We start from the raw sequence: 23775 nt of genomic DNA, 5'->3' as shown, positions 1-23775 counted from the left end.
TGCTGGCCGTGAAGGAGATGCCCATGACGACCACAGCGATTGAACGCCAGAGCCTGTCCATTCAAAGCTATCCGACCGATGCCGACTTTCAGCAGCAACTGGAACAGGTGTTTACCCAGGAGGCTTGTGCATTGCTAGTGGAGCTGACACGCGAGTTTCGGCCCCGGCTGCAACAATTGCTGGCTGAGCGTGGACAAAAGCAGGCGCGTTTTGATGCTGGTGCTTTGCCGGATTTTTTACCAGAGACCAAGGCCATTCGGGATGGTGACTGGCAAGTAGCTGCTATTCCGAACGATCTGCAGGATCGCCGGCTGGAAATAACCGGCCCGGTTGATCGTAAAATGGTGATCAATGCGCTAAATGCCGATGTGAAAGTCTTCATGGCCGATTTTGAGGATGCCCAATCACCCACCTGGCAAGGCGTTGTCGAGGGCCAGATCAATCTTAGAGATGCCAACCTGGGTACCATTAGCTATACCGATCCGCAAAGTGGCAAGCACTATGCGCTCAAAGACAACCCAGCGCTGTTAATCGCTCGGGTACGTGGCCTGCACCTGTGGGAGAAACACTTGCAGGTGGATGGCGGCCAGGTACCTGGTGCTCTGATGGACTTCGCGCTCTACTTTATTCATAACCTGGCGCAGCGGCAGAACATGGGCACCGGCGTTTATTTTTACCTGCCGAAATTGCAAAGCCATCAGGAAGCCAAGTGGTGGGATGATGTGTTTCGTTTCACCGAACAAAAATTTGGCGTGCCGGTAGGCACCATTCGCGCCACCGTGCTGATTGAAACTCTGCCGGCGGTGTTTGAGATGGATGAAATTCTCTACAGTTTGCGCGAACATATCGTGGCACTGAACTGTGGTCGCTGGGATTATATTTTTAGCTACATTAAAACGCTGAAAAACCATCCGGATCGGGTGCTGCCAGACCGGCAGGTGGTGACCATGGATAAGCCGTTTTTAAGCGCTTATTCACGTTTGCTGATTAAAACCTGCCACAAGCGTGGTGCTTTGGCGATGGGCGGGATGGCGGCCCTTATTCCAGCCAAAGATCCGGAGCAGAATAAAGCCATCTTAGCTAAAGTTACAGCCGACAAAGAACTGGAAGCCAGCAATGGCCACGACGGCACCTGGATTGCGCACCCTGGCTTAGCAGCTACCGCTGGCGCAGTGCTGAACAAGCATCTGGGGGATAAACCAAATCAATTGAACGTACTGCGTGAGCAGGATGCACCGGTGACGGCCGCCGACTTACTGGCGCCTTGCGACGGCGAGCGCACCGAAGCCGGTATGCGCACCAATATCCGTGTGGCGCTGCAGTACCTGGCTGCCTGGATCAGTGGCAAAGGCTGTGTACCCATTTACGGCCTGATGGAAGATGCTGCCACCGCCGAGATTTCCCGTGCCTCGATTTGGCAGTGGATCCAGCATGGCAAAACGCTGAGCAATGGCCAGCTGGTTACCAAAGCATTGTTTGCCAGTATGCTGGATGAAGAAGCTGAGGTAGTGAAAGGGGAAGTGGGCGCCGATGTCTGGGCCAACCAGAACTTTGAGCGGGCTAAAAGTTTGCTGCTGAACATTACCACGGCCGATGAGCTGGTGGACTTTTTAACTCTACCGGCCTACGATTTACTGCCGTAAAAACGACTTTGGCTCTCCCTAACCTGGGATGCTGGGAGCCACTGCAGCCGCTGCTGATCTTGCTGATGTTGGCAGCGGCTGAACTTTCAAAGTACGTTTTTCAATCATTAGGCATTGATCTCATCCGCCGTTTCGGTGATCAGGCGGCGTAGCCAGATATGGCTGGCATCCTGATGCAGCAGCGGACTCCAGATCATTTTCAGCTCTATGGATGGGATGGCAAAAGGCGGATCTAAAATCGCCATGCTGTCGTCGTTTTCGTACAGCCGAGCGGCCCGCAGTGGCAAGGTGGCAATCAGATCCATTTCCACCGCCAAATGCATGGCGACATGGTAGTTGCGGGTAAAAACGCTGATGGTGCGCTGCTTGCCCAGTTTAGCCAGGGCTTCATCCACCCAGCCGAGTTTTTGAATGTCTTTTGGATCCATGCCCACACCAACGCCAAAGCCGGTTTTACTAACCCAGATATGGCGGCTTTTTAAATAGCCTTCCAGATTAAACTGCTTCAGTACCGGGTTTTTGCGGTTGACCAGGCAGGCAAAATTATCGCGCCAGACGGTTTTCTGGTGAAAGGATTGTGGCAGTTGATCAAAGCGGTTGATGGCCATATCGACCTTGCCGTTTTCCACATCGTGAAAAGTGACGTCGGATGGCGTCATAATATCCAGCGTGGTGGCTGGTGCCTGTTCGCGCATTTTTTTCAGCAATGCCGGGATCAAGGTGGAGGCGGCGTAGTCGCTGGCCATAATGCGAAACACCCGGCTGCTCTGGCTGGGGTCAAAATCTTTGTGTGGCTGCAGGCTTTCTTCGAGCGTCAGCAGCACACCGCGCACAATGGGTGCCAGCTCTTTGGCTCGCTCGGTCGGCACCATGCCTTCCGAGGTGCGGACCAATATGGGATCGTTCAGTAAGTCGCGTAGCCTCTTTAAGCCGTTGCTCATCGCCGGCTGGGTGATGTTCAGCTGGTTGGCAGCGCGAGTGACGTTTTTCTCCCGCAGCAACACATCCAGATAGACCAGCAAGTTTAAATCGACTTTGTTGATATTCATCCGTTCAATGCTTATTTGGTTGGACATTGATTGTCTGAATCATAACACCGGTGAATGGGCACTGCATTAAAATTTATAACAGCGCCCACTGTGTTCGGTTGGGTTTTTGGTTAATAGTACTTCAAATCATCGGCCTTGCCGCGAAAGGCGTAGTAAGCTACTGCGGTATAGGCCAGAATAAAGGGCAGCACAAAGATAGCGCCAAAGAAAATAATCTGCAGCGATTCTTTCGAGCTGGCCGCCTCGTACAGCGTCATTTCGTTCGGCACCACAAAAGGATAGAAACTCAGTGCCAGACCGGCAAAACAGCAGACAAAAATAATCAGCGTTAGCCAAAAGGGCAGCCAGGCACCTTTGTCATCCGGCAAGGGCAAACGCTTTAACACCAAATAACCCAGTGCAAACATACCAAAGCAAAGCAGGGGAATGGCGGCATAGAAATACGCCAATGGCGGCTCGGTCCAGACCGCATACACATTGGCATTGACCAGCGGGTTGATCATGCTGACTGCCAGAATACCGCCAAAGGTCAGCACGCCGGCTTTTTTGCAAGTGGCAATCGCATGGCGCTGCAGCTCGCCGCTGGTTTTGCCTATCAGCCAGGCGTTGCCAATCATGGCGTAGGCGGCGGTGACACAAAGGCCACTGAAGCAAGCAAAGAGCACACTGCTCAGTTGGTAGTTCAGCCCCATCACATAAATACCCAGCATAAAGCCCTGGCTGAAGGTCGCCAGCAAAGAGCCGGCTTTAAAGGTCCAGTCCCAGTTGCGTTTTTGCGCTGGCTTGACCTTGGCACGAAAGTCAAAGGCCACACCGCGCAGGATCAAGCCAATCAGCAGCAGAGCTGCAGGCAGGTACATGGCGTGCAAAATGGCGCTGTGAGCAGCGGGAAAGGCTACCAGTAACAAGCCAACCGCCATCACCAGCCAGGTTTCGTTGGCATCCCAGAAAGGGCCGATGGAGGCGATGGCAGTGTCACGCCAGGCTTCGTTCTGCATTGGCAGGGTGATGCCTACCCCCAGGTCGTAGCCATCCAAAATCCCGTACAGCAAGAGCGACAGGGCGGTGAGGGCAGCAAATGCCAGCGCCAGATTTTCGGCAGTTAACCAGCTCATACAGGGGCTCCTTCTGGCATGGGATTGGCTTTGCGTTCAGGCAGGCCTGGCCGTGTTAAGTCGTACTCTTCGACATCCACGGCTTTTCTTGCCAGCACGAAGAGAGTTTTGATGTAAGCAAACAGCAGCACGGCGTAAAGCAGCAGGTAGAGGCTGAGCGTAATAGCGACCTGCTCGCTTGCAATGGTGGTGACGGCATCACGGGTTTTCAGTACGCCATAGACCAGATAGGGCTGACGACCGATTTCGGTGACATACCAGCCGGCCAGGGTGGCTACCCAGCCAGAGAAGGTCATGCCGACCAGCAGCTTCAATTGCAATGGGGTCAGGCTGTCGTGGCGGTACAAACGGGCGCTGCACCACCAGGCCATTAGCAGCATCAGCATGCCAATACCAACCATCACCCGAAAGCTGTAAAACACCGGCGCCACCGGCGGGTGCTCGCCTTCAAACTCATTCAGACCTTTTAGTTCACCATCAAGCTGGTGCGTTAAGATCAGGCTGGCCAGCTTCGGAATTTCCAGCGCAAAGCGGTTTTGGCGGTTTTCTTCATCCGGTATTGCAAACAGTACCAGCGGCGCTCCTTGCTGCGTTTCCCAGATGCCTTCCATCGCTGCTATTTTTTGTGGTTGATGTTCCAGTGTATTTAACCCGTGCAGGTCGCCAACAAAAATCTGCAGTGGTACCAGTAGGGCTGCACTGAACAAGGCAGTTTTTAAAGTGATTTTGGGCGCTTTTTTCTGATCACCGCGTAGCAAGCGGTAAGCTGAAAGTCCGGCCACCAGAAAACACACCGTCAGCGCCGAAGCCAACAACATATGCCCCAGCCTGTAGGGGAAGGAAGGGCTGAAAATAATCGCCAGCCAGTCGGTAGCGTGAGCCACGCCATCACGCATCTCAAAACCAACCGGGGTTTGCATCCAGGAATTAAGCGCCAGGATCCAAAACGCAGATAAGGTGGTTGCCAAAGCCACCAGGAAGGTAGCGCCGGTATGGGCCCAGCCAGGTACGCGTTGAAAACCAAACAGCATAATACCAAGCAAAGTGGCTTCGAGGAAAAAGGCGGTCAGAATTTCATAGGCCAGTAAAGGGCCGGCGATGTTGCCAACGGTTTCCATAAAACCCGGCCAGTTGGTGCCAAACTGAAACGACATGGTGATGCCACTGACCACCCCCAGGGCAAAGGTGAGTGCAAAGACCTTCACCCAGAACCGGTAGGCCCGCATCCAGATCGGATGTTTGGAGAAATCAAAACGGATTTTGAAATAAAACAGCAACCAGCCAAGGGCAATGGTGATGGTAGGAAACAGAATATGAAAGCTGATATTGGCGGCAAATTGGATCCGCGACAGCATAAGAGTATCCAACATGAGAACCTCGCTAGTCGGCTTTTTTTGTCATCAGTTTGTCTTTAAATTCCAGCACCTTGCCAACGCCGGAGCCCAGCTTCATCAGGGTGTTCAGCTTTTCCGGCGATAACGACTGCAGGCTTTGCGCCCAGTCGGTGATGTTTTCCAGCAAGTCGTGAATTTCGGCGATGCGCTCCTGGGCATAAGCTTCTTCGGCATTGCCGGCCTCATCCAGCAGGATATCGCGCAGCAGCGACAGGGTTGGATCAATTTCTCGTTTACGGCGTTCTTCAAACACCCGGTTGGCCATATCCCAGATACTGCCACGACTTTGGTAGTAATCCTTGCGATCGCCCGGGCGGTGGGTGGTCTGCACCAGTTGCCAGCTATGCAACTCTTTTAAACCCATGCTGACATTGCCGCGGGAAATACCCAGCAACTCACCGATATCGTTGGCACAGAGTGGCTGCTGATTAATCACCAACAGCGCATAGATCTGACCAACGGTACGGTTAAAGCCCCAGCGACTGCCCATTTCACCAAAGTGACAGACAAAGGACTCGATCATGGGTGTCATCCGCATAGCTATCTTCCTTTTGAATGTTCAGAAATTTCTGAAAGCATTATAAATGAGATTTGATCCAGATCAATAAAAATCGGAACTTTTGGCCTATGCCAGGCCCTGATGCTTGTTGTCTACTTTGCTAGCAGTTGGAAGCCGTGTGGCGGTCAGGATCCAAATGTGGTTTGGTTTTCAGGTAAGCGGCGCGAAAGGCGCGGAAATACTGTTGCAAGGCGGTACTGGCTTCAGGCAAGGTTGCCAGGCGCAGCACTTCGATGGCCACTTCAGCAGTGCATAGCTGGTGCAGGTGCGCTGCTTCGCGTAGCCGGTAGTCCGAGGCCTGCTCTGGCGCAATGCCAAGCACCGGCAAGGCTTGCAGATAAGGGCTTTTCAGCATTTTCTTGGCTTCGCGCCAGGTGCCATCCAGCAGTACAAACAGCGGTGTTTTACCGCCGCAGACCCGGTCGATATCGGCTTTGCTGCCAATGCAGCGCTCTGGTGCTATGTATTGGTGGGGGAAAATTAGTATGGGGGCATAGGCCGGATCGCTCAGTAGTGCCAGCAGGGCAGGGTCGGCTTCGGTGCGTTGCCATAAAAAGGCATGGTTATCGGCCATCACATCGGCAATGATGCGGCCGGTATTGCTGGGTTTGTAGGCTTCGCCCTTGTACATCAGCAGGCAAAAGGCTGCACCTTGCTGTGGCTTGGGTTTGGCGGCGCAGATGCAGTGGGCTTCAGCCAGCAAACAGGCCGGGCAGCGCTTGAGTTTGGCGCCACGGGCCAAAAACACCCGTTTCGAGGCCAGCAATTCGCGCTCGCGCAAAGCCAGCACCGAGTTTTGCTGTGAGGGGTGTTGTAGCTTGGCTGATGGCTGTTGTTGCGACAAAGGCTGCTGCTCCCGTAAAAGAGCCGGCAGTATACAAACCCTTACCCAAGCCAGCAAGCTCAGGCCGAATGCTCATTGTAACGGACGCTAAAACGCATGCCATCCGGGTAGGGAAACACATCATCAAACTGGCCGGCGCGGATGCGTTGCTGCATCTGCTGCCAGTATGCCGGATCCATCAGCTCGGGGTGGAACTTGAGCAGTAAATCGCGCAGCTCGGGTTGGGCGGTGACATAGGTGCTGATTTGCTCAGGAAACACATCGCCCGGTGCGACCGAGTACTCGCTGTAGAGCGCATCCTCAATCGATTCGGCTTTGGGCAGAGCGCGAAAATTCACATCCAGCAGGTACTGCACTTCGTCGTAATCGTAAAAAATCACCCGCTTGTGGCGGGTAACACCAAAGTTCTTCAGCAGCATATCGCCAGGGAAAATATTGGCGGCAATAATGTCTTTTAACGCCTGGCCGTAATCCTTCATGATGCGGGATTTTTCGTCGCTGCCCACCTGCTCCAGATACAAATTCAGCGGGATCATGCGCCGCTCAATGTACAAGTGCTTGATCACGACCAAGTCGTCTTCGATGCGCAGCGAGCCGCCGATGCTTTGTTGAAGCTCCTCCAGCAGCTCGGGGGCAAAACGGTCTATAGGCAGCGCCACATCCGAGTATTCCATGGTATCGGCCATGCGGCCGACCCGATCGTGTTTTTTCACCTGCAGGTAGCGGGCTTTGACGGTGGCGCGGCTGATCGGTTTGCTCTCCGGAAACTCATCGCGGATCACTTTAAACACATAGGGAAAAGACGGCAGGGTGAACACCATCATTACCAGGCCGCGGATACCGGGCGCGGCGACAAAGTGATCGCTGGAGCGGGTTAAATGCTGCAAGAGCTCACGGTAAAACTCGGTTTTGGCCTGCTTGTGCAATCCTATGCTGGCGTACAGCTCGGCCAGCGTTTTGTGTGGCATCAGTTCGCGCAGAAACTGGATCAGGGCCGAGGGAACCTGGCTTTGCACCATGAAATAAGCACGGGAAAAGCCAAACACCACCGACAGTTGCTCGGGCTCGGTGATCAGGGTATCTAAGTAAAGGCCTTCACTAGGTGCTGTGGAGCAGGCTTGCTGGTGCAACACCGGGATCACAAAGGGCTGCTGGCCTTCGGGGGTCACTACCCTGCCAATAATGTAAGCGGCTTTGTTGCGGTAAAAAGCACTTTTTAAAATATCAAAACGGATCAGGTGCAGCGGGAAACGGCCATGGCTGGACTGATCCAGAAAGCTGCGCACCAGATAGCGGATATCACGCTCCAAATCGATAAAATCGGGCCCGAAACGAAAGTCTGCAATGATGTGGCGGAGGGTTTGTTTCAGGCTGTTTTGCACCGGAAAATAACTGTCGTACACCGAAGCCACCGGGGCCGGCAATTGCTGGCGATTGAGGGTGCTTTGCACAAAAATATTCTGGTTGTGGAAATACTTGCGCTCAAACAACCGGCAAAACAACGAGTTGTAAAAGGTTTCGGCCAACTCAGCCTGCGGGTGCATCTGCAACAAATCGCTGTAGTGTTGCTTCACCTCTTGCCAGAAACCGGCGGAGCCGCCCGGATCCGGCAGTTCTTTTTTCAGCAGCAGCAGCGTTTCATTAACGCGCTGATCGTAAAACGAAATCCGCTCGGAGCTTAGCTGCAAAAAGCCCGGCCAATCGGCTTGATTAAAATAGCGGCTGGCCGCAGCTGTGCTGTCCTGAAACAACGCAAAGTGGCGTTTAAAGCCTTTTAAAATCAATTCAGCGATGGTTTTAGCGGTAAGCTGCATAGCAACGTCGAGTGGCCGAACATCAGCTGTCCATCATCGCATGAAACAACTCAAATGCAAGTTGAACCTTGGTTTGCTCTTTCGGATTCTGTTTACGTACCAGCGACTGGCGAAAGGCATACTGATAGTGCTGAGGCTTAATAAAGCGCAGCCTGGGGCCTTGGGCTGTCTGCTGATACGGTTTCGCCAGCTCTTCTGGGAGATAGCCCAGGTAGCGGCCTGATAGCAGCAACGCCAGCCGGGTATCGAACTGGTAGGCTTTGGCCTTTGGGGTAAGCTTTTGCAGTTGCGCCCGGCCGGCCGGATCAATATCGACCCCGGGGTAAATGGCCGGGTAGCTGGCCAGCAGGGCGTCGTCAATCTCGGCATCTGGCCGCTCGAACAGCGGATGCCCTTGTGCGCAGCACAGATAGATGGGGGTACTGAATAAAGGCTGATAGCTCAGGCCATCGATCTGCCGATAGCCGGGCATCAAGCCAAGATGGGCCTCATCGCGCAGCATTGCCAGCTCAATATGTTGCAGTGGTGCTGTATCCAGGCAAAGTTCCAGCTCAGGCGCCACCTCGGCCAGCCGATCGATCACTTTGGCCAGCCAGCTTAACCTGGATGGTGGCAGTTGATCCGAGCTAAGCACCACCAGCTCGCCGCTCAGCTGATTGTCGAGTGAGGCGACCAGCCGGGAAAAGTGTTGCTGAGCTTCGCCTAATTGCAGGATGCCATTGTATATTTGCTGACCTTCCTGGGTCAACGCAAAGCCCTGACGGCCGCGGTGACACAGCCGCAGCTTGAGCCGCTGCTCCAGATTAGCAATGTGAATGCTGATGGTGGAGCGGGTAATATTCAGGCTAGTCTCTGCGGCAGTAAAACCACCACATTCCACCACGGTACGAAATACTTGCAGCAGTTTCAGGTCGAATTGGGTCAGATTGTTCATACACCAGACTCTTTTGTTTGATAAAATTCAAACTAAACGTTTATACGTTGATATTTAATCTTAGTTTGATTTGGTGTTCAATAGCAATCATCAGCAGATAGAAGCTGCAGGAGGCAAGAATGAAATCACTTAAAGACAAGCAATTACTCAAATCACAATCCTATTGGCAAGGCCGCTGGCATGGGGCTGCAGCGCAATTTGATGTGACCAACCCGGCAACCGGCCAGGTGCTGGTCCGGGTGGCGGATGCCAGCGCTGAACACGCTGAACAAGCTGTGGCTTCTGCTGCCGGGGCATTCAAAGAGTGGGCGGCCTTACCCGCTGCGGAACGAGCACGCCTATTATTACGCTGGCATCAGTTGATGCTGGAGCATCAGGACGACTTAGGGTTACTGCTCACGCTGGAGCAAGGCAAGCCAATTGCGGAAGCCAAAGGTGAAATTGGCTACGGCGCCTCTTATGTGCAGTGGTTTGCTGAAGAAGCCAAGCGGGTCTATGGTGATACCATTCCGGGCCCTGCAGCCGATAAGCGTATTTTGGTACTGAAACAGCCGGTGGGGGTGGTTGCTGCGATTACACCATGGAATTTCCCAAACGCCATGATTGCCCGTAAAGCTGCCGCAGCCCTGGCGGCCGGCTGTACCTTTGTGGTGAAACCTGCCCAGCAAACACCTTTATCTGCTCTGGCCATGGCCGAGCTGGCGGATCGGGCCGGTATTCCTGCCGGGGTATTTAATGTGGTAGCAGGAACCGATGCCAAAGCCATTGGCAAAGTACTGACTCAGGATCCACGTATCGCCAAATTCAGCTTTACCGGCTCTACCCAGATTGGCAAACAACTGATCAAACAATGTGCGGATACCGTCAAGCGGGTCTCAATGGAGTTGGGCGGCAATGCGCCTTTTATCGTGTTTGAGGATGCCGATCTGGATGCCGCGATCGAGGGGCTGATGGCGTCTAAGTTCCGGAATGCCGGTCAAACCTGTGTCTGCACCAACCGTGTGTTTGTGCAGCAAGGGGTGATGGCTGATTTTACTAAGAAACTACAACAAGCCATGACTTCACTGAAGCTCGGTGTGGGTACAGACGATGGCGTGACCATAGGCCCACTGATCAGCATGGATGCGTGCGATAAGGTGGATGAGCTGGTGCAACAGGCCTCCGAACAAGGTGCGCGTTTGCACTGTGGTGGTAAACGCAGCGAGGCGGAGCAGTTGTTTTACCAACCCACGTTATTAACGGGCGTTACGGCTGACATGGCGGTCGCTAAGGAAGAAATATTTGGCCCGGTTTTGGCGCTGCAAAGCTTTGAGACTGAAGATGAAGTCATCCAGCAGGCGAACGATACCGAATACGGCTTAGCAGCCTATTTCTACAGCCGGGATATTGGCCGGATCTGGCGGGTGAGCGAAGGATTGGCTTTTGGCATGGTGGGGGTAAATGAAGGCATTATCTCCAATGCCGCAGCTCCTTTTGGCGGAGTGAAGCAGTCAGGCTATGGCCGGGAGGGCTCCAGCTATGGTTTGGACGACTATCTGGATGTGAAGTATGTCTGTCTTGGCGGTCTGAGCCGCTAATGCAATGTGAAACATAAGCGTATAGAACAACGATGGGGTTGATATGAGTAACCAGCAATTGCAAGCCAGAAAACAAGCCGTCATCGCCCGCGGGCAAGGCAACCTGTACCCGGTGTATGTGTCGCATGCCCGTAATGCCGAAGTCTGGGATGTCGAGGGTAAACGCTACATTGATTTTGGCACCGGCATTGCGGTTTGCAATACCGGTCATTCGCACCCAAAAGTGGTCGCTGCGGTGATAGAGCAAGTCGGCCGGTTCAGCCATAGCTGCGTGATGATCAATCCTTATCCGCAAGCGGTAGAGCTGGCCGAGAAGTTGACTCAGTTGGCACCAGGCGCATCGGCAAAAAAAGCCATCTTTGTCACCACGGGCGCTGAAGCGGTGGAAAACTGTGTGAAAATAGCCCGGGCGCATACCAGGCGTCGCGGTGTGATTGCCTTTACCGGTGGATTTCATGGTCGTACCAATATGACGATGGCGCTGACTGGCAAAGTGACCCCTTATAAAAACCTGTTTGGTCCTTTCCCGGCCGATATCTTCCATGCGCCTTTTCCGATCCCCTACCATGGTGTTTCGGTTGAGCAGGCGTTAAAAGCCTTGCAGACGTTGTTTAAAACCGACATCGCGCCAGAGGATGTGGCGGCCATTATTATTGAACCCGTCCAAGGGGAAGGGGGCTTTTATCCGGCACCGAAAGCATTTATGCAGGCCTTGCGGCAGCTGTGCGATCAGCATGGTATGGTGTTGATCGCCGATGAAATCCAAACCGGCTTTGGTCGTACCGGCAAATTTTTTGCCACCGAATACAGTGGCATCGAGCCGGATCTGATGACCATGGCCAAAGGCATTGCCGGTGGCTTCCCGATTGCGGCTGTGGTGGGCAAGGCCGAGATTATGGACGCGCCACTGCCGGGAGGCCTCGGCGGTACCTATGGTGGCTCGCCGGTTGGCTGTGCTGCAGCCCTGGCCGTGCTGGATGTGATTGAGCAGGACAATCTGGTTGAGCGCAGCCGCGCCATCGGTGCGGCTTTTGCCGAAAGTCTGCACAGCCTGCAACGTCAGTTCCCGGCTGTGATTGGTGATATTCGCCAGCAAGGTGCCATGATTGCGATGGAGCTGGTAAAAGACGCGGATCCCAATCAGCCCAACCCGGAGCTGACGCAACGCATTATCAAGGCGGCAGAGCAACACGGCTTGATCCTGCTGGCCTGTGGTTTTTACGGCAATGTGATCCGGTTCCTGCCCCCTCTGACCATCGAGTTTGAGGTGCTGCATGAAGGCTTGGAAAAGTTGGAAGTCTTGATGCATTCTTTGCTGAGTCAGCACTAATGCCTGCCCGCGGCTACATGTGCTGTCAACTCTAAGCCATTTGCAGATTTGTACTCAGCATGGTGCAGAAATGGTGTAGACTTGATGTATCAGGCAGGAGGTTTTTATGCAAACTTCATTAAAGCAAATCGAAGAGCAAGCACTGGGTTTGAACTCTGAAGAGCGCGCGAAATTAGCAGAAGTTATGCTCGAGTCATTGAGTCCAGCGCTGACAGAAATTGAAGCTGCTTGGCAACTGGAAATTGAAAAGCGTGTAGCTGCGTATGATAAAGGCGAAATGCCGGTCTTTGCTGCTGAAGACGTTTTTGCTGAAGCAAAACGTATCGTCAGGTGAAGCGGGTAAAGTTTGTCGCGCAAGCCCAATTATTGGGCGTCACGAGTATAGAAAGTATATTTTTTTACTTTGATCTACAAAAACCTCTGAAATAGCCATTTTCTGGCCTTTTTCACTGCCTTACTGTACACTACGCGCCTTTTTCACCCCCTATTGCTAAGCAATCGCGAACAGGACGCAGGCCAATGTAATTGTTTTTCCTACGTACGATCCAATGAAATTGCTGTGAAAAGCACGCACTGTCATCAGTTGCATGCCTGTTCCAGCTATCTTTACTTTCAATCGAACTACGCAGGACGATATACATGCTTGCTACTATAAAACAAAACTGGTTTTCTAATCTTCGTGGTGATGTGCTTGCTGCCATAGTGGTTGCGTTGGCGCTGATCCCTGAAGCCATTGCTTTTTCTATTATTGCCGGGGTCGACCCAAAAGTAGGTTTGTACGCCTCCTTTGCCATCTGTCTGATTATTTCATTTACCGGAGCCCGGCCGGGCATGATTTCTGCTGCTACCGGTGCCATGGCGCTACTGATGATTACGCTGGTGCGGGATCATGGTCTGGAGTATCTGCTGGCCGCGACCTTGCTCTGTGGCTTAATCCAAATTGTGTTTGGCCTGCTTAAATTAGGCGAGTTAATGCGCTTTGTCTCGCGCTCGGTAGTCACTGGCTTTGTCAACGCGCTGGCTATTTTGATCTTTATGGCACAGCTACCTGAGCTAAGTGGTCAGCATGGCACTGTCATGGTGTATGGTATGACGGCGCTGGGCCTGGGTATCATCTATCTGTTCCCCTATGTCACCAAAGCGATCCCATCCCCCTTGGTTTGTATCGTCGTACTGACCGCCTTGGCGCTGTATTTCGGCATGGATATCCGTACGGTATCGGATATGGGTGAATTGCCAGACAGCCTGCCGGTATTCCTGTGGCCGGATGTACCGCTCAATTTTGAAACCTTAGCCATTATTTTCCCATACTCGCTGGCGTTGGCCGTGGTAGGCATTCTGGAATCCCTGATGACAGCCACTATTGTAGATGATTTAACCGATACCAGCAGCGATAAAAACCGCGAGTGTGTTGGCCAGGGCGTTGCCAACCTGGGTTCTGGTTTGATTGGCGGTATGGCTGGTTGTGCCATGATTGGTCAATCCATCATCAATGTGAAATCCGGTGGTCGTACCCGGCTATCGACTCTATTGGCCGGTGTTATTTTGTTGGTCATGGTGGTGTTTCTGGATACCTGGGTCGGTTTGATCCCAATGGCTGCTTTGGTGGCTGTGATGATTATGGTATCCATTGGTACCTTCAACTGGAGCTCAATTAAAGACTTGAAAACCAACCCAAAAAGCTCCAGTGTGGTGATGATAGCAACCGTGGTGGTGGTGGTATTTACTCATAACCTGGCTTATGGTGTACTGGTGGGTGTGCTGTTAAGTGCGCTGTTTTTTGCCAACAAAGTGGGCCGGATCTTGTACATCGGCTCTACCTTGTCGAAAGATGGCCATGAGCGGACCTATCAGGTGGTGGGGCAGGTATTTTTCTCCTCCTCTGAGCAATTTATCGGTGCCTTTGATTTTAAAGAGGCGGTGGAAAAAGTCCGCATTGATTTAAGCCGGGCTCATTTTTGGGATATTACCGCCATCAGTTCGCTGGATAAGGTGGTGATCAAGTTCCGTCGTGAGGGTACCGAAGTGGAACTGGTGGGTTTGAATGAAGCCAGTGCTACTCTGGTGGATAAGTTCGCTGTGCACAACCGCCCGGATGCGGTCGAAAAATTGATGGGACATTAGGAGAATAACCATGATTAAAAAAGTAATGGCCTGCATTGATGCCTCTCCTTATGCTGAGGCGGTCTGCGATTACAGTGTGTGGGCGGCCAACCGCCTGAATGCACCTTTGTCGATGCTGCATATCCTGGATCGGGCCCAACACACCAACACGCCGGATTTAAGTGGCACCATTGGCCTTGGTTCGCAGGAAATTCTGTTGGAGCAACTGGCCGAGCTGGATGAAAAGCACGCCAAACTGGCGCTGGAGCGCGGCCGCTTAATACTGGATGCCGCCAAGGCGCGGGCTGAAGCGGCTGGTGTCTCCGAAGTGGATGAGCGCTTGCGCCATGGCCACTTTGTCACCAGCTTGCTGGAGCTGGAAGATGAAATCCGTTTGCTGGTGCTGGGTAAGCGTGGCTTTAGCAGTGCCGATGCGCATGGCCAACTTGGGCTGCATGTCGAAGGTTTGATCCGCAGCATGCAAAAACCAGTGCTGCTGACCCAGCAACACTTTGTGGAGCCGAAAAGTTTGCTGATGGCTTTTGATGGCAGTGAAACCGCCACCAAAAGCCTGAACATGCTGGCGGAAAGCCCTTTATGCAAAGGCTTGCCGTGCCATCTGGTGATGGCGGGTGCCGATGTCGAAGCGGCCAGGGTGCAGCTGGAGCAGGCGGCCGCTAAATTACGCAGCGAAGGCTTTGAGGTGACGGTGGCCATAGTGGCCGGTGAGCCGGATGTGGTACTGAACCAGTACCAGCAGGATCACAGCATCGGCTTGCTGGTGATGGGTGCTTACGGCCATAGTCGCATTCGGCAGTTCTTTTTAGGCAGCACCACCACGGCGATGATCAGCAAGGCCAAGTGCTCCTTGTTGGTGCTGCGTTAATTTTACCAAAGATAAACTGCCCCTGATGGCCGAGTGGCTGGAGTGCTTACGTAACAGCGGATAGAGCTGAACGACAATGATCAGTGTAAAAGCCGGCTGGCTGGTACTACTTACTCCACCGGCTTCAAGGAGCACATCCCTGTGCCCTTTCAGCCTCCGCAGCATCCCTGCTGCTGTTGCGTAAGTAGTACCAACCATCCGGCTCTGCCGGGTTTGGTTAAAGCTCTGGAAATTTGCTGGTGTAGAAGTCTTTGGCTAGGGTGGTGCTAAGCGCTCTGGCCAATTGAAACACATCGGCTTCCTGATAAGGGCGGCCCACTATCTGCACTGAACTGGGTACCCCGTTGTCGCAAAAGCCATTCGGCATCGCCAGCACCGGGCATTGCCCCAGCGTATTGAACGGATAGGTCATAAACCAGCCCTTGTTGGCATCCACATCGACGCCATTGATTTGCATACCATCCTTGCTGTAATCAAAATCGGCTGGTACTTCACTGGTGGCCAGGGTCGGGCACAGCAGCAGATCATAGTCTTTGAAAATTACGGCCAGTGCATCCCACATGGCGCAGCTGTGCAGATTGGCCTGAAAAATAGCATCCACTGTTAATTGGTCTACCATCTCCAGGTAATGCTGCACATAGGAGGTGAGTTGCTTGCGAGCATCGGGTGCGCCAAATTTTTGCTTCAGCGTCATGCCCATCAGAGCCCGCTGATGGATCTTGGCCGTTTCAATGACCCGTTCATCCCAGGCTGGCTCTATCAAATCCACCTGCACGCCCTGAGCACGCAGTGCCTCGGCAGTATGGTCGAGCTCGCGACGGATGTCGGCCGCCACCTGATAAAAACCAAGCGTCGGTGCCAGGGCCACTTTTAATTGCTGCAAGGGTTTGCGCGGCTTTAAGCCGGGGTTGTCATCTGGAATAAAGGAGTGCGAGTCCATCCAATCCGGGCCTTTAATAAACGGATAGAGCAACAGTAAATCATCCAGCGTGCGGGTTAGCAGGCTGTGGTGGCAGTAAGGGTCGATGTTGTACGGGCTGATCTCTGGTACCCGGCCATGCGGTGGCTTGTAGCCATAAAGGCCACAAAAGGCGGCCGGGATCCGCACCGAACCCCCGATATCGGTGCCATTGGCAAAGCTGCACATGCCGGTAGCGACGGCAATGGCTGAGCCACCGGAAGAGCCGCCACAGCTGATGGCCGGATTCCATGGATTGCGGCTAACACCCCACAATTCCGACCAGGTGACGCCGGCGGTAGAAAACTCTGGTGTGGTGGTACGGCCATGCACGATGGCTCCGGCTTGCAGCAGGCGGGCCGGTACCGGATCGGTGCTGGTGGCCATGGCTTCGGTGAGCAGACGGGAGCCATTGGTGGTGATTTGGCCTTCAATGTAGGTTTCATCTTTAATGGCCACGGCCAAGCCTTCCAGTGGCCGAGCCTGACTTTGTGGCCACCGTGCAGTAGCTTGCTCTGCCTTGTTTAGCGCATCCTGCTGAAACTGACTGGTAAAGGCATTGAGTTTGGGATCCAGCTGGCGAATACGTTGCTGATAGGCCTGCATCAGTTCGGTGGGCGTCAGGCTGCCTTGACGGAACTGCTGTAGGATCTCGGTTACCGCTAAATAATGAATGGCCAATGCTGCTCACCTTCTGCCAGAGCCAGAAACATGCCGCTATTATTGCAGGCGTCAGCCATCAGCCAAGTTATTAACCATCGGTTGAGCCGATGGCTGTTTCTGCTTTGGTGTCAGCGCACCACAAAGTCAAAATAAGTGTCTGGGTAGGCCGGCGGCAGATGGGTAAAGTGCCACCACTCCATGGAATAAACCGCAAAGCCTTCAGCTGCCATCAAATCAATCAGCAACTGTCGGTTGGCGCGCTGCTCCGGGCTAATGCCTGGGTCATCGACATTGGACACAGGGTCAAATAAGTCGAAGGGGCTGCCCATATCAAGCGCCTGATAGCTCCCCTGGCTAAGACGACGGGTTAAGGTTAGATCGACCGTACTGCCACGGCTGTGGCCAGAGCGGGCGGCAATGTACTGACCGACCAACTGATCTTTACCAAGATTTGGGTAAAACTCGTCTTTGGTACGGGTGTCGGCCAAATCCTGCGACCAACGCACAAAGTGATCCACCGCCCGTTGTGGCCGGTAGCAATCAAAGATGCGCAAGTTGTAGCCCTGCTGCCAGGCAGCCTGCCATACCCGTTGCAAGGCGGAAGCAGCATTGGCTTGCAGAAAACATTTATTGGCTTCGTAGCCATCTACTTTTGTGCCAACAAAGTTATAGGGCCCAAAATACGCGATATGAAACTCTGCTTTTGGGATCAGCTGCGCCATATCGTAAAAATCAGCCGGTTGCTGGCTCGGATCCGTTGCCGGGGCCTCGGTCTGGCTGGCGCAGGCGCTGAGTAACAGTGCGCCGGCAACATAGCCGGCTGTGGTTCTTACATTCATCAAATCATCACCCATCCTGCGGTCATAAAGGCGAAAAGGGCCAGGATGCCGCAGAACAGGGCATAGGGCAGCTGGGTTTTCACATGCTCCAACAGATCGCAGCCAGCCGCTACGGAACTGACCGCAGTGGTGTCCGAGATAGGCGAGCAGTGATCGCCAAAGACCCCGCCACTTAAAATCGCTGCCAGTACCAGCTCGGGCGGCAGGCCCAGCACGATCACCATCGGCATGCCTATGGGGATCAGAATGGCAAAGGTGCCCCAGGAAGTGCCGGTGGTAAAAGAAATCAGCGCGCCGGCTAAAAACAACAACGCCGGGATCAAAAATAGCGGCAGTGCATCGCTGACGATGGAGGCAATAAAGTCACCGGTGCCCAGTTGGCGCATGCTGGCACCAAGGGCTAAGGATAGCAAGACGATGGTAACCAGCGGCAGCAGTTCGTTCATGCCTTTAAAACCAATGCCAACCAGCTCTTTGTGGCTGAAGCGGCGGCTAATCAGCATCATGCTGTAAGCCACCAGGCAGGCCAGGGTGGTGGCATAGAGCACCGATTTTGAGCCGGAGCCATCCACCAGGTTGCCGTTGCCGGTCCACATCATAAAGCCAACCATAGCAAACACCAGCGTCAGCAAAGGCACCAGCATAAAGGATGGATGACTGGGCGCGATTTCCAGTTCGGTGTGTTTATCCAGCGTATTCAGCTCTTTCTCCGATTGGCGCATCGGGCCATAAATTTTGCCGCTGATAATGGTGTATAACACCACGGTCAGGGTGATGAGGGCATAGAAATTCAGCGGTATGGTGCCAATAAGTACCGCTACGGTACTTTTTTCCAGCTCGTACATCGATACCAGGCCAAGAATATAGGCGCCCCAGCCGTTTAGCAGGATCAGAATACAAATGGGTGCACTGGTGCTGTCGATGATGTAGGCCAGCCGGGCCCGGCTCATTTTAAATTTATCGAACAAACCACGGGCGGTAATACCGGCGGTCAGTGAGCTGAGGTTCGACTCAATAAACACCATCACGCCGATGAAAAATGTTAGTAAGCCGGTCTGGCGCTGATTGCGGGCAATGCCTTTTTTCACAAAGAGCTCAACCATGGCCGAGACACCGCCGGAGTAGCGCATATAGGCCAGCACAGCGCCAACCATTAAAGAGAACATCAGCAGGCGGGCGTTGTCGGTGGAGGAGGTAACGCCGACAATGCGCTCCAGGGTTTGCACCGGCCCGTCCAGCAGCGCCGAACCTACCCCAAACTGGCCGGCTTGCAGCAACAGCAACAACTCAGCACTGCACAAGGACACCAGCAAGGCCAGGATCACTTCTTTACGCCACAGCACAACCGCAATGGCCACCAGGGCCGGTAAGATGGTTAACCAGTCAGACAAAATACGCTCCCCAGAATGCTTGTTCTTATTACTAAATTATTCTTATTAAGCCTGCAAAATTGGAATAAATCAATATTTGCGCGTGCAGCGAAACGCATTCACTGGCAAGGATACTGTAGAGCAGGATGGGGAGCTTGTCATTCCCTGCTTGAGGGTAAACGCAGCAACCACAGGAGCAGTCAGGCTGCTGCTGTGGTTGGGAAGGGCAGGATGAGGTTGCTTAGCGGAAACTGTAACGCAGACCAACCATCACAATGGTCGGGTCGATGCTGACATCCACCGGTTGTACATTCGCACCGTTGATTTTCACCATGGCATCGGTATCGATATCGGCCCAGGCGATCATGGCATGCAGGCCCCAGTTGTCGCTAAGTTTGTAGTTAAAGCCGGCTTGCAGTGCGATCCCAACCGAGTTCTTCAGCGATAAAGACACATCATCGCCTGCCTGAGCGGCACCGATGGCTACCAGGGTGTCTTTGAGCTCAGGAGCTGCTTTTTCCGAGAAAAACAGCGTGTAGTTTAAACCGGCGCCAACAAAAGGCCGGAAATCGGCATTGACGCTGCCAAAGTTGTACTGTGCCAGTAAGGTTGGCGGCAGGTGCTTGGTTTTACCCACCGGCAGGCCATCAACGGCCGAGCCTTTTACTTTGATGTTGTGGGAAAATGGCGTGGCAGCAATCAGTTGCACACTCCAGTGGTCATCCAGCGCATAGTCGAAGGTCAGGCCCAGCTGGGTATTGCTGTTTACCCCGACCTTAGCCGAGTTGGCAGGCAAGCCAGCGACGGTTTCCACCACATTCAGATAACTGCTGTCATCATTTGGGCTCACATTGATGGCACCGACATTGACACTGAAATTGGCCAGCGCCAATGGGGAAAACAAGGCCGCTGCGATGGCCGATAGCTGAAGCGCTGAAGTTCGTTTGTTGTTGTGCATGGCATACTCCATTTGGGATAGGTTCTGGCCGCTATTGTGCTGAATTTGGTGATTGAAAACCTGTGCCAGATCAAGCTTTCCCTGCGATCTTTGCTGCAGCAGAGCAAAACTTTGATGCAGATTAAGTTTTGCTGGGGCTGCCGCTAAAAATAAAATATTCCAATGCTGGGTTGATGGCTGAATAAATAATCAATACACTGAAGCAGGAACAAATACGACAAAACGCAGGTGAAGGCGGCAGGCCGTAATGGCACCCCTTTAGTAGTGTTGTACTATGCTTAGCAGGCATGCACACTGCGTACTGAGCTTGGCTAATAAGGAGTTGCTATGAAGTGGTTGGTTGTACTGGGGGTTTGTCTTGGACTACTAAGCGGAGTCAGCGCCATGACGGTGGAAGAGTTTGAGGCGTTCAAGCAAGAAGGGCTGGATAAACCGGTGATCCGTTATGCTGATATCGAGCCACTTCTGCAGCAACACCGGCAAAACCCTTTGTTTGAATTTACCGAGTTAGGCCATTCGCTGCTGGGCACACCGATTTACCAGATTAAAATGGGCCGGGGGGATACCAAGGTACTGGCCTGGACGCAGATGCATGGCGATGAGCCCACGGCTACGGCAGCGATTTTTGATTTACTCAAGTACATTGCCGCTGAGGAGCAGGCCAGCTGGCGCGGAAGTTGGATGGAGCAGATTACGCTGTACATTATTCCGATGGTGAACCCGGATGGCGCCGAGGTAAACACCCGGGTCAACGCTCAGGGCATTGATATCAACCGGGATGCGCTGGCGCTGCAAAGCCCGGAAGGGCGCATTCTGATGGAAGCTGCCAAGCGCATTGAGCCCCACTATGGTTTTAACTTGCACGATCAGAACCGCTTTCATGCGGCGGGCGATGCGAAAAACCCGGCTACCATTTCCTTGCTGGCGCCTGCCTTTAACGAAGCGCGGGACATCAATGAAAGCCGTAAACGGGCGATGCAGCTGATTGCCTATGTCAAACCCTTGATTGACCGTGAAATCCCGAACCATCTGGGCCGTTACGACGATACCTTCTCGGTACGCTCTTTTGGCGATACCTTCTCTTCCTTTGGTATCAGTACGGTGTTGGTGGAAGCGGGTGGGCATCGCAATGACGACAACCGTCAGGTGCCGCGCCGCTTGAACTTTTTGATGTACGTGAAGTGGCTGGATGGCATTGCCAGTGGCAGCTACCGCACTGCGGATGTGGCCGATCACGATGCCATCCCTTTTAACCAGCGCGGTATGAAAGATGTGCTTATTCACAATGTGACTTTCACGCTGAATGAGCAGCCGGCGCTGCTGGATCTGGCCTTTGATCTGGATTGGGAAGCCAGCCGCCGTGCCCGGATTGACGACATTGGTGATTTGTCCATTTTTGGTGCTTACCACAGCTTTGATGCTGAAGGTCTGCACTTTAAAGCCGGGCGTGCTTACCGCTTAACCGAGCTGCTGACCCTGGAGCAGGCGCAGTACATTGAGTTACTGCGCGGCGGTTACACCCATTTTATTGGCGATGAAGAGCTGTTGCGCAACAACAGTCGTCTGCCGGTGCTGGTCAATCCAACGCGTCGCTTACCCCGTGAGGCATTGGTCCGTCAGCAAAGTGCCACCTTCTTGCTGCGCAATGAGGATGGTGTGCAGTATGCGGTAGTGAATGGCCAGGTGATTGAACTGGACCGTGGCCGGGTGATGTACCGTTACGGCAGTTAAAGGCTATAGGTCATTAAAAAAGCGAAGGCTCAGCCCTTCGCTTTTTTTGTTTATGGGTTCGTTGCCGGCAGTAGTTTATTTCACACCATGCAACTGCTGATGCCAGTCTTTCAGTGCCTGCAGGCTTTGTTGCAGTTTTTCCTGCAGTTTTTCATCCTGCAGGCTGCCGTCGGTATCGAAGTTGTCGTTAAAGGCGCTGGCAAAAAACTCGGGTTTGGTCATCACCTGCAGATCCAGATAGACGCAAATTTGCCGCAGATGGTACTGCGCCCGGGCGGTGCCCATGCCGCCGCCGGCACCAATCAAAGCTGCTGCTTTGCCGCGCAGCAGGTGGTTGTCCGGCTCGCGCGAGGCCCAATCCAGCGCATTTTTCAGCGCCGGGGCAATCGAATAATTGTATTCGGTGCAGGCCAGCAGCAGCGCATCGGCTTCGGCAAACTCCTGCAATAAGTGCTCGACCGCCGGTGGTTTTTCTGCCAGATCGGCGTTGTACAGCGGTACTTCCAGCAAGTCGGCAATATGGATTTTCATGCCATTAGGGGCATGGGCCTGGGCATAGCGCAGCAGCCCCCGGTTGGTGGATTTTGCCCGCAAACTGCCGCTCAGGCCAAGTACCCTTAACGTCATGCTGTGTTCCTTAGCTTATGTTGGTGCTGTTACCAAGCCTAGATGGCGCTTAAGGGTAAAGCAAATACGGCTGACGTTGTTGCAGAAAAGCCTCCAGCCCTGGTTGCCAGCTGGCACGAATTTCCGCTTCTGAGGCGCCGGCTTGCAGTTGCAAGCGCAATTGATCGGTGCCAGCCAGTCGGTCCATAAAGCCAGGTGAATTAAACAGTGGCAGGCCTTGCTCGGCAAAGCGTCGCTGCCAGCTGAGCAGATAGCTCAGATCCAGCCCGCCTGCCGGCACCTGGCGTAAGTCCTGACCATAAACAGTTTTATCCTGCAGCGGGGGCGTCAGAGCTGCGCCTGGGGTGGAGACCGGCGTAAAGGAGAACGCTGTGCTGAGATCCTCGGTCAGGCCGAACTGATCAAACCCCAGCACCTGAAAAGGGAAGGGGGTACCGCGACCGACACTCATCGGGGTGGCTTCAAAAAAGCCCAGCGAGGCATAGAGCGCAATGGACTGATCATTGGGTAAGTTGGGGCTGGGACGCACCGGCAAGGAATAGTGCTGCTCGCGTTGGTACTGCTGCATGGGGATCACGGTCAGTTGCAGGGCTTCGGCATTGGGGATCCAGCCTTCACCCTGGATCATCAGGGCCAGCTCGCCCACCGTCATGCCATGCAGCAAAGGAATGGGGTGCATGCCAACAAAAGACTGAAACGCCAGGTCCAGTACCGGGCCATCGACATAACGGCCATTCGGGTTGGGCCGGTCTAAAATAAGCACTTCGGTGCCTTCAGCAGCGGCAACCTCCATCAGGTAATGCATCGAACTGATGTAGGTGTAATAGCGCACACCGACATCCTGAATATCAAAAATCACCAGATCCAGCTCACGCATCAGCTCAGCAGAGGGCTTGCGGTTGCTGCCATACATTGAGCTAATGAGCAGGCCGGTGCGCTGGTCCACACTGTGATCCACCTTGGCGCCTGCATCATGATCGCCACGAAAACCATGTTCCGGCGCGAAAATTGTCACGATGCTTACCCCTTCAGCCAGCAGCACATCAACCAGGTGTTGCTCGCCAACCAGAGAGGTTTGATTGACCAATAAGCCGACTTTTTTCCCCTGCACTATCGGCAAATAAAGTCCACTTTGTTCTGCACCCAGTTGTAAGGGAGCCGCTTCAGCCTGAGCGGGAGGAATCGTTGGCTGGCAGGCACTCAGTGCCCAGAGCAAGCATGGCAGCAGCAGGCACTGGCGTAGGCGTAGCAAAAGCATGGTATTATTCTCAAAAACAGGAACTTACTTACTTTATAGCATGCCAAAGCCCCAGTGCGAACCCCCCGGCGGGGAATAAGCGCTGCTGCATTTTGGTTGTATGCTGGCTGCACATTCAGGGTA

At 53.6% G+C, this 23775-nt stretch carries 20 protein-coding genes; 7 read left to right on the top strand and 13 right to left on the bottom strand.

The window, feature by feature from the left end:
- Positions 1-23: 23 nt before the first annotated feature.
- Complete coding sequence (gene aceB / locus BLW37_RS10115; protein WP_091342439.1) at positions 24-1643, top strand: malate synthase A; 1620 nt, start codon at positions 24-26, stop codon at positions 1641-1643.
- A 107-nt stretch (positions 1644-1750) separates the two neighbouring features.
- Here the strand turns inward: aceB and BLW37_RS10110 are convergent, their stop codons facing one another.
- The 7 genes from BLW37_RS10110 to BLW37_RS10080 form a co-directional block, all read right to left on the bottom strand.
- Positions 1751-2692 (bottom strand): LysR family transcriptional regulator, encoded by a 942-nt coding sequence (locus tag BLW37_RS10110; RefSeq protein ID WP_091342437.1) that lies wholly within the window; start codon positions 2690-2692, stop codon positions 1751-1753.
- A 110-nt stretch (positions 2693-2802) separates the two neighbouring features.
- Positions 2803-3807: a cytochrome d ubiquinol oxidase subunit II gene (cydB, locus tag BLW37_RS10105; protein WP_091342436.1), complete on the bottom strand. Its 1005-nt coding sequence runs from the start codon at positions 3805-3807 to the stop codon at positions 2803-2805.
- A complete protein-coding gene (locus BLW37_RS10100; protein WP_091342434.1) occupies positions 3804-5177 on the bottom strand; it encodes a cytochrome ubiquinol oxidase subunit I in 1374 nt (457 codons plus the stop codon). The genes cydB and BLW37_RS10100 overlap by 4 nt, the downstream gene beginning before the upstream one ends.
- Before the next feature lie 10 nt (positions 5178-5187).
- Positions 5188-5739 carry a GbsR/MarR family transcriptional regulator gene (locus BLW37_RS10095; protein ID WP_091342432.1) on the bottom strand — a complete coding sequence of 184 codons (552 nt, stop codon included), beginning with the start codon at positions 5737-5739 and terminating at the stop codon, positions 5188-5190.
- 121 nt (positions 5740-5860) lie between these two features.
- The gene (locus BLW37_RS10090) at positions 5861-6604 is read right to left on the bottom strand and encodes a tRNA-uridine aminocarboxypropyltransferase (protein WP_245785689.1); all 744 of its coding nucleotides are present in this window, start codon (positions 6602-6604) and stop codon (positions 5861-5863) included.
- Positions 6605-6663: 59 nt separating this feature from the next.
- Complete coding sequence (gene aceK, locus BLW37_RS10085; protein WP_091342430.1) at positions 6664-8418, bottom strand: bifunctional isocitrate dehydrogenase kinase/phosphatase; 1755 nt, start codon at positions 8416-8418, stop codon at positions 6664-6666.
- Between the two features lie 22 nt (positions 8419-8440).
- Positions 8441-9352: a LysR family transcriptional regulator gene (locus tag BLW37_RS10080; RefSeq protein ID WP_091342428.1), complete on the bottom strand. Its 912-nt coding sequence runs from the start codon at positions 9350-9352 to the stop codon at positions 8441-8443.
- 119 nt (positions 9353-9471) lie between these two features.
- Here BLW37_RS10080 and BLW37_RS10075 point away from each other — a divergent pair, with 119 nt between their 5' ends.
- The 5 genes from BLW37_RS10075 (at position 9472) to BLW37_RS10055 (ending at position 15248) form a co-directional block, all read left to right on the top strand.
- A complete protein-coding gene (locus BLW37_RS10075) occupies positions 9472-10929 on the top strand; it encodes an NAD-dependent succinate-semialdehyde dehydrogenase (protein WP_091342426.1) in 1458 nt (485 codons plus the stop codon).
- 43 nt (positions 10930-10972) lie between these two features.
- Complete coding sequence (gene gabT, locus BLW37_RS10070; RefSeq protein ID WP_091342424.1) at positions 10973-12259, top strand: 4-aminobutyrate--2-oxoglutarate transaminase; 1287 nt, start codon at positions 10973-10975, stop codon at positions 12257-12259.
- A 106-nt stretch (positions 12260-12365) separates the two neighbouring features.
- Positions 12366-12593: an addiction module protein gene (locus BLW37_RS10065; protein WP_091342423.1), complete on the top strand. Its 228-nt coding sequence runs from the start codon at positions 12366-12368 to the stop codon at positions 12591-12593.
- A gap of 305 nt (positions 12594-12898) precedes the next feature.
- The gene (locus BLW37_RS10060) at positions 12899-14383 is read left to right on the top strand and encodes a SulP family inorganic anion transporter (RefSeq protein WP_091342421.1); all 1485 of its coding nucleotides are present in this window, start codon (positions 12899-12901) and stop codon (positions 14381-14383) included.
- A 10-nt stretch (positions 14384-14393) separates the two neighbouring features.
- Positions 14394-15248 carry a universal stress protein gene (locus BLW37_RS10055; protein WP_091342419.1) on the top strand — a complete coding sequence of 285 codons (855 nt, stop codon included), beginning with the start codon at positions 14394-14396 and terminating at the stop codon, positions 15246-15248.
- A gap of 217 nt (positions 15249-15465) precedes the next feature.
- Here BLW37_RS10055 and BLW37_RS10050 read toward each other — a convergent pair whose 3' ends face one another.
- From BLW37_RS10050 to BLW37_RS10035, 4 genes are all read right to left on the bottom strand, one after another.
- The gene (locus BLW37_RS10050; RefSeq protein WP_091342418.1) at positions 15466-16887 is read right to left on the bottom strand and encodes an amidase; all 1422 of its coding nucleotides are present in this window, start codon (positions 16885-16887) and stop codon (positions 15466-15468) included.
- Positions 16888-16997: 110 nt separating this feature from the next.
- Entirely contained in the window at positions 16998-17708 is a 711-nt protein-coding gene (locus BLW37_RS10045; protein ID WP_091342416.1) for a M15 family metallopeptidase, read from the bottom strand.
- Positions 17708-19099, bottom strand: coding sequence for a Na+/H+ antiporter NhaC family protein (locus BLW37_RS10040; RefSeq protein WP_091342415.1), 1392 nt, complete (start codon positions 19097-19099; stop codon positions 17708-17710). The genes BLW37_RS10045 and BLW37_RS10040 overlap by 1 nt, the downstream gene beginning before the upstream one ends.
- 220 nt (positions 19100-19319) lie before the next feature.
- The gene (locus tag BLW37_RS10035; RefSeq protein ID WP_091342413.1) at positions 19320-20036 is read right to left on the bottom strand and encodes an OmpW/AlkL family protein; all 717 of its coding nucleotides are present in this window, start codon (positions 20034-20036) and stop codon (positions 19320-19322) included.
- A gap of 327 nt (positions 20037-20363) precedes the next feature.
- On the opposite strand from BLW37_RS10035, the gene BLW37_RS10030 reads away from it, so the two are divergent.
- Entirely contained in the window at positions 20364-21767 is a 1404-nt protein-coding gene (locus BLW37_RS10030; protein WP_091342411.1) for a M14 family zinc carboxypeptidase, read from the top strand.
- Between the two features lie 75 nt (positions 21768-21842).
- On the opposite strand, the gene BLW37_RS10025 is transcribed toward BLW37_RS10030, so the two are convergent.
- Together BLW37_RS10025 and BLW37_RS10020 are read right to left on the bottom strand one after the other, a co-directional pair.
- A complete protein-coding gene (locus BLW37_RS10025) occupies positions 21843-22394 on the bottom strand; it encodes an NADPH-dependent FMN reductase (RefSeq protein ID WP_091342409.1) in 552 nt (183 codons plus the stop codon).
- Between the two features lie 49 nt (positions 22395-22443).
- Positions 22444-23652, bottom strand: coding sequence for an exo-beta-N-acetylmuramidase NamZ family protein (locus BLW37_RS10020; RefSeq protein ID WP_091342407.1), 1209 nt, complete (start codon positions 23650-23652; stop codon positions 22444-22446).
- Between the last annotated feature and the right edge of the window lie 123 nt (positions 23653-23775).

The organism is Alkalimonas amylolytica (genome assembly GCF_900107845.1).
Taxonomy (GTDB): Bacteria; Pseudomonadota; Gammaproteobacteria; order Enterobacterales; family Alteromonadaceae; genus Alkalimonas; species Alkalimonas amylolytica.
This window is presented reverse-complemented; position numbering and strand designations above follow the sequence as displayed.

What these genes read in the sequence shown, in the direction of transcription:
- aceB (WP_091342439.1), top strand. Translation starts at nt 24, where the DNA reads ATGACGACCACAGCGATTGAACGCCAGAGCCTGTCCATTCAAAGCTAT.
- BLW37_RS10110 (WP_091342437.1), bottom strand. Translation starts at nt 2,692, where the DNA reads ATGAATATCAACAAAGTCGATTTAAACTTGCTGGTCTATCTGGATGTG.
- cydB (WP_091342436.1), bottom strand. Translation starts at nt 3,807, where the DNA reads ATGAGCTGGTTAACTGCCGAAAATCTGGCGCTGGCATTTGCTGCCCTC.
- BLW37_RS10100 (WP_091342434.1), bottom strand. Translation starts at nt 5,177, where the DNA reads ATGTTGGATACTCTTATGCTGTCGCGGATCCAATTTGCCGCCAATATC.
- BLW37_RS10095 (WP_091342432.1), bottom strand. Translation starts at nt 5,739, where the DNA reads ATGCGGATGACACCCATGATCGAGTCCTTTGTCTGTCACTTTGGTGAA.
- aceK (WP_091342430.1), bottom strand. Translation starts at nt 8,418, where the DNA reads ATGCAGCTTACCGCTAAAACCATCGCTGAATTGATTTTAAAAGGCTTT.
- BLW37_RS10080 (WP_091342428.1), bottom strand. Translation starts at nt 9,352, where the DNA reads ATGAACAATCTGACCCAATTCGACCTGAAACTGCTGCAAGTATTTCGT.
- BLW37_RS10075 (WP_091342426.1), top strand. Translation starts at nt 9,472, where the DNA reads ATGAAATCACTTAAAGACAAGCAATTACTCAAATCACAATCCTATTGG.
- gabT (WP_091342424.1), top strand. Translation starts at nt 10,973, where the DNA reads ATGAGTAACCAGCAATTGCAAGCCAGAAAACAAGCCGTCATCGCCCGC.
- BLW37_RS10065 (WP_091342423.1), top strand. Translation starts at nt 12,366, where the DNA reads ATGCAAACTTCATTAAAGCAAATCGAAGAGCAAGCACTGGGTTTGAAC.
- BLW37_RS10060 (WP_091342421.1), top strand. Translation starts at nt 12,899, where the DNA reads ATGCTTGCTACTATAAAACAAAACTGGTTTTCTAATCTTCGTGGTGAT.
- BLW37_RS10055 (WP_091342419.1), top strand. Translation starts at nt 14,394, where the DNA reads ATGATTAAAAAAGTAATGGCCTGCATTGATGCCTCTCCTTATGCTGAG.
- BLW37_RS10045 (WP_091342416.1), bottom strand. Translation starts at nt 17,708, where the DNA reads ATGAATGTAAGAACCACAGCCGGCTATGTTGCCGGCGCACTGTTACTC.
- BLW37_RS10035 (WP_091342413.1), bottom strand. Translation starts at nt 20,036, where the DNA reads ATGCACAACAACAAACGAACTTCAGCGCTTCAGCTATCGGCCATCGCA.
- BLW37_RS10030 (WP_091342411.1), top strand. Translation starts at nt 20,364, where the DNA reads ATGAAGTGGTTGGTTGTACTGGGGGTTTGTCTTGGACTACTAAGCGGA.
- BLW37_RS10025 (WP_091342409.1), bottom strand. Translation starts at nt 22,394, where the DNA reads ATGACGTTAAGGGTACTTGGCCTGAGCGGCAGTTTGCGGGCAAAATCC.
- BLW37_RS10020 (WP_091342407.1), bottom strand. Translation starts at nt 23,652, where the DNA reads ATGCTTTTGCTACGCCTACGCCAGTGCCTGCTGCTGCCATGCTTGCTC.